The organism is Membranihabitans maritimus (assembly GCF_021729145.1).
Classification (GTDB): domain Bacteria; phylum Bacteroidota; class Bacteroidia; order Chitinophagales; family Saprospiraceae; genus Membranihabitans; species Membranihabitans maritimus.
Map to the genome: position 1 here is coordinate 107,975 of NZ_JAJSLW010000003.1, position 14,262 is coordinate 122,236.

A 14,262-nucleotide genomic window follows, 5' to 3' on the forward strand; every position below is an offset into this window, starting at 1 on the left:
TTCGAATTTAATTCATTTTGTAAATTTTAAAATTGTAATAAAATGGCTAAAGAAATTAGCTTTAATATCAATGCCAGAAATAAATTAAAAGCTGGAGTAGATGCTTTAGCAAATGCAGTAAAAGTCACTTTAGGACCCAAAGGTAGAAATGTAGTATTACAAAAATCTTTTGGAGCTCCTGTAATCACTAAAGATGGTGTTACTGTAGCTAAGGAAATAGAATTGGAGGATGCCGTCGAAAATATGGGCGCCCAAATGGTAAAAGAAGTAGCTTCTAAAACGGCTGACATCGCCGGAGATGGAACAACAACTGCTACTGTCCTTGCTCAATCAATGATCCAGGCAGGTATGAAAAACGTCACTGCCGGAGCTAATCCTATGGACTTGAAAAGAGGAATTGACAAAGCAGTACAAGCTGTAATCGCAGACTTGCAGAGCCAATCTGAAAAAATCGATGACGATTTTGAAAAAGTAAAACAAGTAGCTGCTATTTCTGCTAACAACGATGATCAAGTAGGAGAATTGATTGCAGATGCTATGAAAAGAGTGACTAAAGACGGTGTGATCACTGTTGAAGAGTCGAAAGGAACTGACACTTATGTAGATGAAGTGATTGGTATGCAGTTTGACCGTGGATATTTATCTCCTTACTTTGTGACAGATACTGAGGATATGGTTGCTGAATATGACAACCCATTGATCCTTATTCACGATAAAAAGATTTCCAATATGCAGGAGATACTTCCTGTATTGGAAAAAGCAGCAGGAAGTGGAAAACCGCTTTTGATTATTGCAGAAGATATTGATAGCCAGGCTTTGGGTGTCTTGGTCGTGAACCGATTACGCGCTCAATTGAAAGTAGTAGCTGTTAAAGCCCCAGGATTCGGAGACCGAAGAAAAGCAATGTTGGAAGATATTGCTGTACTTACAGGAGGAACCGTAATCAGTGAAGAAAAAGGGTACAAACTTGAGAACACTGAGTTGGAACACCTTGGAACAGCTGAAAAAATCGAAGTAGATAAAGACAATACTACTATCGTCAATGGTAAAGGTGATGAAGAACAAATCAATTCACGCATCAACCAAATCAAGCAGCAAATAGAAACAACTACATCTGACTACGACCGCGAAAAATTGCAGGAAAGATTGGCTAAATTAGCTGGTGGTGTAGCTGTTTTGTACGTAGGTGCTGCTACTGAAGTAGAAATGAAAGAGAAAAAAGACCGTGTAGATGATGCATTGCACGCTACCAGAGCTGCCGTTGAGGAAGGAATCGTAGCTGGTGGAGGAGTAGCCCTGGTAAGAGCGATCCGTTCATTGGAAAATCTCAAAGGAGATAATGCGGACCAGACTATTGGTATTGCCATTGTCAAAAGAGCATTGGAAGAGCCCTTAAGAGCAATTGCTAATAATGCTGGCGTTGAAGGTTCTGTTGTATTGCAAAAAGTATTAGAATCTGATGGTTCGAACGGCTACAATGCACGTACAGATGAATACGTTGATCTGAAAAAAGCAGGTGTCATTGATCCTACCAAAGTGACTCGTATCGCATTGGAAAATGCCTCTTCTATTTCTGGAATGATCCTTACTACCGAGTGTGTAGTAAATGACAAACCTGAGAAAGAAGACGGTGGCGGTGCCGGTGGTGGAATGCCAGGTGGAATGCCAGGTGGAATGGGAGGAATGATGTAATCTGACCGGAATTACAATATAAAATCCTAACCGATTATTATATGGCTGTTTCATTCATTGAAGCAGCCATTTTTTTTATCCATTAGGCGATCCGATACCATAATTCTAGCCCCGAATAAAAACAATATGGTCTGGGAAGCTTTGAACTCTCAGCTAAGGACCCAATGCCTTAATAATAACATACGTACGTTAACAGTCTATCTCCTGGTATGAATACAAATAGGATTACGACGTAAAAGAAATACCCCTTTTTGCAATCAAAAAAAAATACGACTCTCGTAATATATCAACTGAATTAATATTCTTTTTTACAAATAGCAATATAAAATTCTTTTTTAATGCTTTGACCAACTATCTCAATGATTTCCGGCTCAAGGGCCTTTATCTCATCAACCCTAAACGAAGCGTCCACTAAATATTCCTTTACTTCCTCCGGGAAATAGAGATTAAAACCAAATTTAGTAAATGGAAGCATTTCCATAAAGTCCCTGCTTCCAAACCCTAAATTAAACTGGCCTCCAATTTTCAGTACCCTCCTTATTTCATGTAAATGTTGGGAAGGATTCTCCCAAAAATAAAATGTATTTACGCTAAATACTTTATCAAAGTATCCATCTTCAAAAGGCAAATCTTCCGAACTGCCACATACAAATTGGGCCCGTTCATTGGAAACAAATTTTTCATTTAGTATTTCGGCCTCTCTTACCATATCCGCCGAATAATCAATGCCAGTATATTTTACTTCATTACCATTCAATATTTCCGCTACATAAGCCCCATTGGCGGGTCCGATTTCCAATATTCGGTCTCCGGAATCCAATTCAAGCAATTCAATGGTTTTTAAAGAAATATTCCGGTTATTTTTATTCATTCTTTCAACCACTTCTGCCGCTTCAGTACCTTCTGGTTTTCGCAGTTGCGCTGCAATCGCTTTAAGTTGTTGAGGATCCATATTTTTATAAATATTTGATATTTGTTGTCAATAATTAACTATAATTAGATGCCAATCCAACAGAATCAATGAGAAATAATTTTAGTAAATGACGAAATACTATTATTTTGGATTTGGTTAAAAATAATTAAAACAAATGAATGTTGCTATTTTATTGCCTGAATTAGCGGTTGTTGAAGCTGTAGCCGATCCACGGTATATGTTCAATGTAGTCAACCAGTTTTTGAAAGAACAGGGCTCGGAAAAACATTTCAACATTCAAATGGTCGGTTTAAAAAATAAAGTAACTTTTTCTGATGGCGCATTTACTATGGAAAGTGATGCTACGATAGAAAACGCGCAAAAACCGGATTTGGTAATTATCCCTGCATTGAGCAGAGACATTGAAGATGCGGTCAAGATTAATGAAGCTTTTATCCCATGGATTACTGAGCAGTATAAAGATGGGGCTGAAATTGCGAGTCTTTGTTTGGGTGCATTCTTACTCGCTTCTACAGGACTTTTGCGCAATAAACCTTGCTCTACTCATTGGCTCTTTGCCAATAAATTTCGGGATATGTTCCCGCATGTAAATTTAGTGGATGACAAAATAGTCACAGAAGTCAACGGTCTGTACTCCAGTGGTGGGGCAAATTCATATTGGAACCTATTACTGCACCTTGTAGAAAAATATGTAGACCGTAAAATGGCAATACTTGTTTCCAAATTTTTTGTTCTTAATATAAATACCCGAAGCCAATCACACTTTTCCATATTTCAAGGGCAAAAAATGCATGAAGATGACGACATCCTCGAAGCACAAAATTTTATAGAAGAAAATATAGATCAAAAATATACGGTCCCGGAATTAAGCAAAAAGTTTAATATAGGGAAGAGGTCTTTTGAGAGAAGATTTAAAAAAGCGACGCAAAATACAGTACTTGAATATACACAAAGGGTAAAAGTAGAAGCCGCCAAAAAAAAACTGGAAATAAGTCAAAAAACAGTTTCCGAAATCATGTTTTCTGTTGGCTATAACGATGCAAATGCTTTTAGGGATATGTTCAAAAAAATCACAGGGATGACTCCTTATCAATATCGGAATAAATATAATAAGGAAGCTATTTTAATGAATTGATTTCTTTTTCATCTTTAAAATTGTATTCCAATTTCGTGTTGTCACATTGAATTTCCCAAAAAGCTTGTCAAGGTATTCCATGGCTTTTGTAGTTTTCGTGCCTGTCAAATCCAGTACACTGTAAACCACCCGATCCTTGTATTCCAGTATTCTATAAGAGTTATCTTCACTAATCCATGGGAGCTCGAGGCTTTCGATATTACTATCTTCCTTCACAAAAGATACATACAACCTAATTTTCTTATGAATTTCGATCCCTGAAAAAGGATCCTGGGAAATCATACCCAAAATGTCTTCCATCTTCCTCGCGATTACAGGCACAAAAAAACCAAATTTCTGTTCAATGGCCTTTTCTATTACCCCTTCCAGTTCTTCAGTATTTAATCCTCCTGAAAAAAAGAGAATATTCCCTGAATTTAAAAGGGTTTCCACATCTTCAAATCCACTTTCTGTCATCATCTTTTTAAGGTCTTCCATCGGTACTTTCTTGTTTCCACCTACATTGATTCCTCTCAAAAAAACGGCGAATTGTTCCATATTTTAATTCAATTTTTACGAGAATTACGCATAGCCCTTACCTGAATTATATCTCCATCCTTAGCTTTGGCATTGTATTCATCTGTATTCAAGGGAACTAAAGCCACTTTACCTTCTCCATTACAGTGTATCCCCCAGCCATATCTCTTACCCAATGATGAGCACCGAAGACACGGCTGACCTTTAGAAAAAAAATCGTCCCGGGTAACAGGATCCAAAGGATCCATTCCTTTGCGAATGGCATGAACCCTAAATATTATATCATCAGAAGTAAATCCGTACGGATTACCAATTATCAATTCGAATTGCAGTAAAGGTATCGTTTTAACTCCCTTTCTCATTTCAGGTACTATAGCCTGTTTTACAGGACAATCTTCAGCAACCAATATAAAAGTATTGAAATAGTTTGTAGTATGCATGACTAAAATGAAGGTACTTTTATTCGATCCAAAAATCAGTTATTGTTTTTATTTAACTCTATTAAACGATCAATATTATAAGGCAATGATTCTAAAAAAGCCATTAAGTCAGACAATTCCCCTATAGTAAGCTGTTTTTCCAACCCCGGCGGCATTAAAGATACAGACTTGGTCTCAATAGAAATAATTTCGTTTTGGGGAATTCGCACTTCTGAGTTTGGACCGATTTTCAATAGTAAGAATTGCTCTGTTTGATCTTTAATAATTCCCTGATAGGTATTATCAGATGTTTTCACTTCATACGTATCGTATTCCCTCGCAAAACTTGCACTTGGATACACAAGTGCTTCAAGAATATCATGCCGGGAACGAATTTCTCCTATATTGGACAGATCAGGACCAAAATCCGAACCATCTCCTCCTATGGCATGACAGGAAGAACAAATGGCTTTACCATAAAACAATTTCCTTCCCCTGCCTACATCCCCCTTTTTCAATGAGGAGTCCAGCTCATCTAGCCTCAATAATCTTTCGGCATGCAAAGTCCTGATTTTAGACATCAATGGTTTGGCCATTTCCTTTACAACCTCAGGATACTCAGATAAAACACTCTCTATATCATGAAGGGAAACATTATCCAATCCATCTTTTACTTCTCCCAGTCCCTTTACCATTGCTCGGCCGACATTTTTATCTGAATAGCCTTTAAATACCTGGATTAATTTTGGAAGTAAGAATAAATCTGCATTGGTAATTTCATTTTCAGCGATTTCAATTAATTGCCTCCTGGATAATAAGGACTGCGATAACAATTGAGCAGCTTCCTGGCGATCTACAGATTCATTAGTAGCATCAAGTAGTCCGATTAGATATTCCCCTTCCCCTTCAGAAAGGACATCATCCGTTCTAAGTCGGGCTCGCATTGCTTTCAGCCTCAACTCATTACCAAGTTTTTCATTATTGACAATTAATGTTAATTCATCAACAAATTGACCCCACCCCCTTGATTCAATTAAATCCAAAACTATGTACCGGGATTCTCTATTTTGAGAATTAAGAATCAAATGTAATTGGTCACTCCAACCCTTAGGCAATTTATTTAAATTCGATTCATAAATTACCTGCAAAGCAAATTCCTGATCTCCTGATGTTGTTCCACTCAACATTTGTCCAATCAACTTTTGCAAAAGTGTACTTTCTGAAAAAGTGAGAAACAAAGGTTTTGTATGTTCACGGATCGAATCATTCCAATCTCCGCTCTTCATTAATCCGGTAATAAAACGCCCTATCATATTCTCCCACTCAGGATGATTGGCTGCTAACCAAATTGCCAAATTACGATCCTTGGGATTATTACTTTTTAGGAAAGGAAGTACATCATTACTTGTTAATGTATACTCTTCAATTTGATCCAATACCAATAAAGCACCCCGCCCGGATGCCCCTGTATTTTCTTTAAGTGCATGTTTCAACCTTTCTACCTCTCCAATTTTATACAATGCATATCTGATAGAATGTTCTGTAAATCGATCTATGGGTTGGTCGAGAGATGAAAGCAAAATATCAATGCTCCCGGGGGATCCAATTTGTCCCAGGGCCGTAGCAGCTTGTCTCATAAGAGCCATAGAGTTCACCTTAAGACACCCTTCGATTAAATTGACACTAGTTGTGTCTTTTTGCAAACCCAGACAACGCACAGCTGCAGTTCGCACCGCATCGGAAGGATCTTCCAGCGCAGTACGAATCAAACCAATGGCCTCTTCTCCTCCAATCCGATATAATGCAAAAACGGCATCGATTCGATTCTTTTCTCTTTCATCTTGTAGGGTCTTTTCCAACACAGTCAAGGATGCGGTACCTCTTTTAATTAATTCTTCAAATGCCCTTCCCGAAATTTTAAACTTAGATCTACTTAATACATCAAAAATTTCACTTGGATTCATTGATGCAATATCCAAATCATTTCCCCAGGATTTATTTCTCCTGGAACTCCCAGAATCATTTTTTTTAATGCGATATATCCCTCCACGTACTTCAGGCTTAGCAACTCTGGAGAGCGGGCAACCTTCAATGAACCATCCCCCGGTCACCATGACCAAAAGACTTCCATCTGCATCTTCCATAACATCTGTTGGGTGAACATCATTTCCATTAGCACTGATAAAAACCGATTCTTCGGTAGAATATGTAGCACTATCAGTAACAACCTTATACCGCATAATTCTGCCGGTATTAAACTCTGCAGAAAAAATATTTCCCTGAAATTCCTTACCCCATACCCCACTTTCATATCGCATAAGACCCGAAGGAGCAACCCTGGCCATCTTGGTCATTGTTGGCATAAGGGGTCCTGTTCGCGGAAGGTTGTCTTCCCTGATACTCGGATGGTCTTTGGGATAAACACCTCCTTCGATCCAATGCATCAACGCATCTCTCTGGCCATCCCTTGGATCTGTAAAGTAAGTCATTGTTCCTATACTTTCCCCGGTAGGCATAAAGACAATTTCAATCGAATTGTCAAAACCACCGCCACTCAGCCATTCTAATTCAGAACCATCAGGCTTGCATCGCCAAATCCTCGTGCCTTTACCCTTCATTTGCTTACCCTCCTTGTTTGTTATATCAAATCCTCTTCGGGCATCTGCCAGGTACAACCAACCGTCTTTGCCCATAAATGGACCGCTTAATATCGCCCCGTTATGGTGAAGTTTCCACCCGGTCAGGATAACTTCCCTAGTATCTGCTTTCCCATCACCATCAGTATCAGTCAATTTCAATAAATCCGGAGCGGCAGCTACATATAAACTTCCATTTATGAACTCACCACCCATTGGAAAAGGTAATTGTTCTGCAAAAACAATGCTACTATCAAATATTCCGTCACCATCGGCATCACTAAGTTTTCGAATTTGGTAAGAAGGTTCTTCAAGCATTTTTTCAGTGCCCATATCATTTGTACCTGTTGACTCAAATACAAACAAGTCTCCCCGGTCATCAAAACTTCCAAACATGGGGTATTCGATTAGATCATCCGTCACTATTCTTTCAATCGTAAATCCATCGGGAACTTCAAGTCCTTCCAATTCTTTTGTAGAATGGTTCTTTTTACAGCTCAGGAAACAAAGAGTAGTTATTACAATGAATAGTATATTTTTCATCCTACCATTAAAAGATTATCAGGGTTAATTCAATTCTAAGAAATATCCAGTGCTTCCCGCAATAAATTATGCGTGATCTTCTGGACCCGGGCATCTGGCCCATGCGGCCTACTCCAGTGAGACCAGGGTAATGTATGCCCCGGAGGACGGCTCAATCCCTGGGACCAAAAAATAGTCGATGCATTAAACACTATATTATTTCTGGGACCGGGATATATGGCCGATGCCCATTGTTGTGCTCTATCACCTCCAACCCAGGCTGTTCCTTTCGCTACAACCTCAAGACCTTTTATGGAAGCAGGATCTCCATGATACTCCCACCCTATCAAACCAGGAATAATATCACCATTTTGGACATCACATCCCTTAAACATCCAATGATCAGCATTTGAAATAACCCAATCACCTCCCCCGTTAACAGGTTTTACATTTCTACAACCCATCAATAGCCCTTCATCAGGTCCGCGATACGGAAAGGGGCCGTATTCACGCTCCCTTGTTTCAGCGTAATCATTGTTAGCTCCATAAGGGCCGCCCCGGAAAATTCTTCTTTTCGCCTGCCCTGCACTACTGGGACTAAAAGGTGCTACCCAACAAATAGAGTTTCCGGAAAAAAACAATAAGCTCACACCGTGATCCCTCATTTTTTCAACGCTCCTAAATTGCCTGATATCCCAATATTCATCATGTCCCACACTCAAAAAAGCCTTACACTTTAATCCTCTTTCAGGGGATATTAAATCACTATTGGAACAATAAGTTACATCATAACCATGTTTCTCCAGAAAGTAAACCATCGGAAATTCAAAAGAAAGGAATTCCCCCGATCCCATCGACAAAGGATCATTTACTATAGCATCGAATTGAGATTGCCTTCCATAAGGCCGGTCAAAACTTACTTGAGCCCATGGTCCCTGTACGCCCCTGGGATGGGTATAAATGGAATAATTATTTGGCCAACGATTATAAGCCTGCCATGTATTATCAGAGCATTGGTACAATACATCAGCCGGACGATCGTCTTTCACTATAAAAATAATATAGCTTTGCCAATAAGGCTCATTTCCTTTAGGAATAGTGGTCAGCCTCCCTAAGTAAACACCACTGATCCATTCCTCTTTAATGTTTAGTGTGTAAGAAGATTCCCAGGTACACTCGTGAATATTTTTTTCTCCTGGCTCAGGGGTTGTTTGCTTTCGACCATCTAATGGACCAATTTTCTCCATTAACCGGGCACCGCAACCATCATAATACCCCATTCGAAATATTTCAAGATTGAATTGTCTCTCCGGATCAGTCGATACCATTATTTCCAAATTATCTCCGGAAGAAATACTCTGTCTCGAACAATACCCTTCGATCCATGGAGAACGAAACTGGTCAGAATCTGCACGGACTCTGGTCAACTGCCAATCCAGTGATCCTTTTTTTTCATTTTCCCGGGATATCAAATCGCTTCTGTTCAAAAACAATTCATGGGACTGGAAAAAGGATTCTTTTTTACTACGTGTCTTCTTATCCGAATTCATACAATATTTTAATACTATTAATTTTTAAATAGAATCAGCTTATTACACAACAAGATTATTCATGGAATGAAAACATACCTGCCTGAGTATAATGTATTTTTACATTCTCCTAATAATAGAGTACCATTGAATTGTACCACCCGAAAAATTTATCCATTATTTCATACAGGTGTTTCAACCTGCGTCAGTGCCCCAAAGGACAGGCGAATTGAAAAATATATGCAACAAATAAATCAAATCACAAGATAATATTTAAAATATTAGTTTATGATCCAAATTTTTGAGACCTAATATTTTGTCATTACCAGGGTTAATCCTGACAATATTGAATGTAATTCAATTATGTACAATCAATTGTCGCCAATATTCACTATAAATTTATGAGTAATGCATGATAAACATAAGGTTTTAAACCATAACATGTATACAAATTTAAAAGAAATATGTATGAAAAATTGAATTAACACCCCCCAATTAAAGTCCCTGCAAAAAGTAGACTATCCTACAAGCTGTACCCAAACTATCATCGTGGCTGGTATCAGAAATCTCTACTACCAAGGTGTGCTTCCCCTGCTCCAATTCGTCATCCAACATTAAATACCATGGCAAATGCAACTGGCTACTCCAACGGGTGTACAACTCCAAAGGTGGGTATTTTTTCCCATCTATAGTATACAATATTCGACCGGCATCCGGGCCAGATATTATAGCAATCCCTATGGCTTCACCATAAAATTCAAACTGAAAGGAACTTCCCGGATCTTCTCCCACTAACATCGGAACTTTTACAAACCCCTCTCTTGTAGAAATATTTGAATCCGGTTTCCAGGAAGAATTCACCTGAAATCCTGATAATTTATCTGCAGAAGTCACAGGCAGGTATTTCCCGTGGTCATAAGAATATCGGTCCAATGGATCGGGCATCACAAAATCATAATTAGAAGAAGTTAAATTATCCATCTCCAATAATTCTTTCATGGTCCTGAAATAAATTTCCTGTCCAAAAGGTGATGGATGAAGATTCTTGAAGTCATACTTCCATGAAAATTCATTGGACCTTACCCGATCATATACCTCCCTGGCCAGGTTGATAAAGGGTAGATTATAATGTTTGGAAACTAGTCTATGAACCTCTACCTCTTCCGGAATCTCTCCTAAGTCATAATCGCTCATCTTATCCGGATCTGCAAAAGCCATTAACACAATGTCCATATTCCTGTTTCTCTGTTTGGCATGTCTCACAATACCTTCCAAAGCCCTGATTTGAGCTTCTTTACTAAAGCCATTAGTCCGGTCATTCACTGCGCTTTCTACAAACAGAAGGTCAGGAATTCCATGGGATAATACATCTTTTTCAAATCTAAATGCATGCGGGGTACTACCTAAAGACGGGATCCCTGCAGCTATAAATTGAAAGGTTGTTTCTGGAAATTTTTCTTTCAAATACTGCGAAATTTTATTTCTCCATCCAGGATTGTGCGTGATGGATCCACCAAGAAAGGCTACCGTTCCTGTCTTCTCCTCTTCAAATTTTCTATAAGCTCTATCAATTCCTTTATTAACTTCTATATATCTATTTGCATTTAGTTGTTTCTGGACAGGCATTGAATGCTCAATAATGAATTTGGCAAACAATTCAGGTTTTTCAATTTCAAAATGATGTCCCATAAGATTTTGCTCCCCCCTGGTCATAGGATAAATGGAAGCGGGACCTCCATGTTCTATATACGATTGCACAAGTGGAAATGTATTTTCAGAAGGGGGGACAACTTTGTCCTTGAGTCCGATAACATGAAGTATGGGAACTTTGAAAGATGCCAGTGATTCCAGATTATTTAAAGGAATATCTTCAATATCAGGAACTTCATTAGGGGCGTAATTATAAAGGTCTAACCAATGGTCCCAGTCCTTTTGCGAACCAATGCCATCTCCTTTCCCGCCTGGCCAACTTCGGGGATCACATACTGGTGCTTCAAGGTAAATGCAGCTGACTTTCCATGGATTTCTCTTGGCCCATCCATATACAAACAAACCTCCACGGCTAACCCCCTCTAGTGCTACTTTTTCCGCCAACTCGTATTTTTTGGTTAAAAAAGTATAAAACCGATCCCAAACCTGCATCGCTTGCGGGTGTCCCAACAAACCATCCGTATCCACATAAGCTATATGAAATCCTTTAGATACCAGAATGCTATCCATTTCAGTATGCCAATTGGGGAAACGAGCTCTCCACACCCAGGGATTACCTGATGTAGGGTGGTCCGGAATTATAATAAATGCCCCTCTTCCCTCAAAGGTAAATTGAATCTTCTTCCCAACCTTCCACTGGACTGAATCTATCAAATCCTGGGCATTACTTTTAAAACAAAGAAATAGAATACCAGATAGGAGTAACGTCCTAATAATCATAAACAGGTGATTGTTGTACAGAAACGTCTAATATAGTCAATATTAGCCACCTCCTTTTCTAATTAATGGAATTCCATGATTATTTGGTATACAGACCTCACGAAAAAAGTAGATTCGACTGCGAAGGACAAAAACATTGGAGACTATCCAGAGCTTCAGATGGAAATAAGAATGCTAATTTTAAGGAGGCATTGAATTTCTGAAACGAGAAATAGCTAACAAGCATGGAAAAGGACTACGAATTTTCAGCGTCTCCGACCAGTAGCAAAAAGCTGCCGCTGAATGCCCATTAGTGTAGACAGAAATTAAATCCTAGAAGCCTCCACAGGAACAAAAAGGAATTTTATACTAAAGGGGCAAGACGTGCACATTCACTTCCCTTTCCATCCGAAACTATAATAATTCGTATAGTTCAGGCCATTATCAACATGAAAATCTTATGCAATTCATAAATCATTCATACATTTGCCAATCAATCTTGATTTAAATAAATCAAATATGGAATATCAATTCGAAGCACTAGAGAAGACTAGAAAAACAATCTTAAGAATTCTGGATGGTCTCACAATGGATCAATTAAATATAATACCAGAAGGTTTTAATAACAATATTGCCTGGAATTTTGCTCATTTGGTAGTTACTCAACAATTAATTTGTTATTACTTTTCAGGACTGCCTCTTGAAATCAATAAGGACTTAGTCAACAAATACAGAAAGGGAAGCACGCCGTCTGAATCCCAACCAATGAGTAGGGAAGAATGGGAATATTTCAAAAATTTGTTTTTGTCCAATGTACAAACGACCAAAGAAGACTATCAAAAGGGCAAATTTGAAAATTATAAAAGTTATACGACCAGCCTCGAACTCACTATCAATACAATAGAAGATGCTATTAACTTCAACAATGTCCATGAAGGACTTCATTTGGGGTATATTCTAGCTCTCAAAAGAGTAATTTAACTATTACCAACTAAATTTTTCAACTACTCCAGAATTTTAGATCAAATTCTTATATTGGTTCAAAATAAAAAACATTGAACCCATCAACCAGCTATCAACAGGCAGCTTCAAAAATTCAAAACCCGCCGCAAACTTTTAATGGGAAACTGAAAAAGTTAGGTCCTGGATTTATTTTATCGGCAGCGGTAGTAGGTTCTGGAGAACTTATAGCCACGACAACTTTGGGAGCCAGAGCTGGATTTATTACTTTCTGGGTTATTCTCGTCAGTTGCCTTGTAAAAGTTACTTTGCAAATGGAATTTGGTAAGCATGCCATATACTCTGGCGAAACCGTCATGACGGCATTTAACAAATTACCCGGTCCTAAAATTCGTAAAACAAATTGGTCGATTTGGACCTGGTTGTTTATACAGTTGTTTAAGCTCCTGCAAGTAGGCGGTATCATTGGAGGGGTAGGAATTGCATTGAACATAGCCTTTCCTGCCATTCCCGTCTTCGTATGGGCTTTTATAGCCGCTATCGGATCTTCACTATTGGTATACAGGGGTAAATACCAATCAATTGAAAAAATTTCAGCCTTGATGTTGGGTGTCTTTACACTACTTACTTTTTCTTCATTATTTGCCGTCCAATTTACCGAATACGCAATTTCCTGGCAACAAATATCAACCGGACTATCTTTTACACTACCACCTGCTGCAGTAGGGGTTGCTATATCAGCTTTTGGCATTACGGGAATAGGTGGCGATGAAATCATGTACTATAATTATTGGTGTCTGGAAAAAGGATATGCTCAGTTTACCGGGCCTTATGAGGACACCACTGAATGGAATGACCGCGCCAGGGGCTGGATAAAAGTCATGTACCTTGACGCTATCTTATCAATGGTGGTATATACCTTGGTAACGGCTGCATTTTACTTATTAGGTGCATCAATATTGCACCAATTGGGAAATGTACCTGAAGGATATGAAACCATCGAGACATTGTCCTATATTTATACAGAATCTTTAGGCCCATGGGCTAAATCAATTTATCTTCTGGGGGCAATTATTGCCCTATTCTCTACAGTATTTGCAGCTTTGGCTAGCTGGACCAGAATATTTTCAGACGCTTTCAGCAAAATCGGATGGGTACAGTTTTACGATCCTGCTAAAAGGGAAAAAAGCATTCAGTACCTTGCATGGATATTTCCCTTAATATGGTGTTTCCTTTACATTTTTATCAAACTACCGGTTCTAATGGTTCTCATTGGAGGGTTTTCAACATCAATCTTATTATTGATTGTTGTCTTTGCAGCTTATCGATTTCGGTATTTCAGGTTGCCCTATTCGCTTAAGCCCAGTAGACTGTATGATATATTTTTCTGGGTCAGTTCGCTGGCGATCCTGGGGGTAGGTATATATTCTATTTCTAAGGTATTATAAATGGGAAAAAGGAATTATCGGGGGTTAAAAAAAACTACCTCGGCGCAAAAAACTTTTATGCC

Annotated in this window: 10 protein-coding genes; 4 read left to right on the forward strand and 6 right to left on the reverse strand. The window is 38.6% G+C overall.

Going from position 1 to position 14,262, the window contains the following annotated elements:
* Nucleotides 1-42: 42 nt before the first annotated feature.
* Nucleotides 43-1,692 (forward strand): chaperonin GroEL, encoded by a 1,650-nt coding sequence (gene groL, locus LVD47_RS04385; protein WP_236974331.1) that lies wholly within the window; start codon nucleotides 43-45, stop codon nucleotides 1,690-1,692.
* Between the two features lie 295 nt (nucleotides 1,693-1,987).
* Here the strand turns inward: groL and LVD47_RS04390 are convergent, their stop codons facing one another.
* Nucleotides 1,988-2,644 carry a class I SAM-dependent methyltransferase gene (locus tag LVD47_RS04390; RefSeq protein WP_236974332.1) on the reverse strand — a complete coding sequence of 219 codons (657 nt, stop codon included), beginning with the start codon at nucleotides 2,642-2,644 and terminating at the stop codon, nucleotides 1,988-1,990.
* 136 nt (nucleotides 2,645-2,780) lie between these two features.
* Here LVD47_RS04390 and LVD47_RS04395 point away from each other — a divergent pair, with 136 nt between their 5' ends.
* The gene (locus LVD47_RS04395; protein WP_236974333.1) at nucleotides 2,781-3,761 is read left to right on the forward strand and encodes a GlxA family transcriptional regulator; all 981 of its coding nucleotides are present in this window, start codon (nucleotides 2,781-2,783) and stop codon (nucleotides 3,759-3,761) included.
* Here the strand turns inward: LVD47_RS04395 and LVD47_RS04400 are convergent.
* The 5 genes from LVD47_RS04400 to LVD47_RS04420 form a co-directional block, all read right to left on the reverse strand.
* The gene (locus tag LVD47_RS04400) at nucleotides 3,750-4,298 is read right to left on the reverse strand and encodes a DUF1697 domain-containing protein (RefSeq protein WP_236974334.1); all 549 of its coding nucleotides are present in this window, start codon (nucleotides 4,296-4,298) and stop codon (nucleotides 3,750-3,752) included. The genes LVD47_RS04395 and LVD47_RS04400 overlap by 12 nt on opposite strands.
* 8 nt (nucleotides 4,299-4,306) lie before the next feature.
* Entirely contained in the window at nucleotides 4,307-4,717 is a 411-nt protein-coding gene (locus LVD47_RS04405; RefSeq protein WP_236974335.1) for a DUF6157 family protein, read from the reverse strand.
* Between the two features lie 35 nt (nucleotides 4,718-4,752).
* Nucleotides 4,753-7,875 carry a PVC-type heme-binding CxxCH protein gene (locus tag LVD47_RS04410; protein ID WP_236974336.1) on the reverse strand — a complete coding sequence of 1,041 codons (3,123 nt, stop codon included), beginning with the start codon at nucleotides 7,873-7,875 and terminating at the stop codon, nucleotides 4,753-4,755.
* Nucleotides 7,876-7,910: 35 nt separating this feature from the next.
* A complete protein-coding gene (locus LVD47_RS04415) occupies nucleotides 7,911-9,404 on the reverse strand; it encodes a N,N-dimethylformamidase beta subunit family domain-containing protein (RefSeq protein WP_236974337.1) in 1,494 nt (497 codons plus the stop codon).
* Nucleotides 9,405-9,878: 474 nt separating this feature from the next.
* Nucleotides 9,879-11,813: an SGNH/GDSL hydrolase family protein gene (locus tag LVD47_RS04420; RefSeq protein WP_236974338.1), complete on the reverse strand. Its 1,935-nt coding sequence runs from the start codon at nucleotides 11,811-11,813 to the stop codon at nucleotides 9,879-9,881.
* A gap of 498 nt (nucleotides 11,814-12,311) precedes the next feature.
* Here LVD47_RS04420 and LVD47_RS04425 point away from each other — a divergent pair, with 498 nt between their 5' ends.
* Both LVD47_RS04425 and LVD47_RS04430 read left to right on the forward strand, forming a co-directional pair.
* Nucleotides 12,312-12,773 carry a DinB family protein gene (locus LVD47_RS04425; protein ID WP_236974339.1) on the forward strand — a complete coding sequence of 154 codons (462 nt, stop codon included), beginning with the start codon at nucleotides 12,312-12,314 and terminating at the stop codon, nucleotides 12,771-12,773.
* A gap of 74 nt (nucleotides 12,774-12,847) precedes the next feature.
* Nucleotides 12,848-14,200: an Nramp family divalent metal transporter gene (locus tag LVD47_RS04430; protein WP_236974340.1), complete on the forward strand. Its 1,353-nt coding sequence runs from the start codon at nucleotides 12,848-12,850 to the stop codon at nucleotides 14,198-14,200.
* The last annotated feature ends 62 nt before the right edge of the window (nucleotides 14,201-14,262 follow it).

Coding starts and splice junctions, on each gene's coding strand:
- LVD47_RS04395 (WP_236974333.1), top strand. CDS start 2,781: ATGAATGTTGCTATTTTATTGCCTGAATTAGCGGTTGTTGAAGCTGTA.
- LVD47_RS04405 (WP_236974335.1), bottom strand. CDS start 4,717: ATGCATACTACAAACTATTTCAATACTTTTATATTGGTTGCTGAAGAT.
- LVD47_RS04410 (WP_236974336.1), bottom strand. CDS start 7,875: ATGAAAAATATACTATTCATTGTAATAACTACTCTTTGTTTCCTGAGC.
- LVD47_RS04400 (WP_236974334.1), bottom strand. CDS start 4,298: ATGGAACAATTCGCCGTTTTTTTGAGAGGAATCAATGTAGGTGGAAAC.
- groL (WP_236974331.1), top strand. CDS start 43: ATGGCTAAAGAAATTAGCTTTAATATCAATGCCAGAAATAAATTAAAA.
- LVD47_RS04420 (WP_236974338.1), bottom strand. CDS start 11,813: ATGATTATTAGGACGTTACTCCTATCTGGTATTCTATTTCTTTGTTTT.
- LVD47_RS04425 (WP_236974339.1), top strand. CDS start 12,312: ATGGAATATCAATTCGAAGCACTAGAGAAGACTAGAAAAACAATCTTA.
- LVD47_RS04390 (WP_236974332.1), bottom strand. CDS start 2,644: ATGGATCCTCAACAACTTAAAGCGATTGCAGCGCAACTGCGAAAACCA.
- LVD47_RS04415 (WP_236974337.1), bottom strand. CDS start 9,404: ATGAATTCGGATAAGAAGACACGTAGTAAAAAAGAATCCTTTTTCCAG.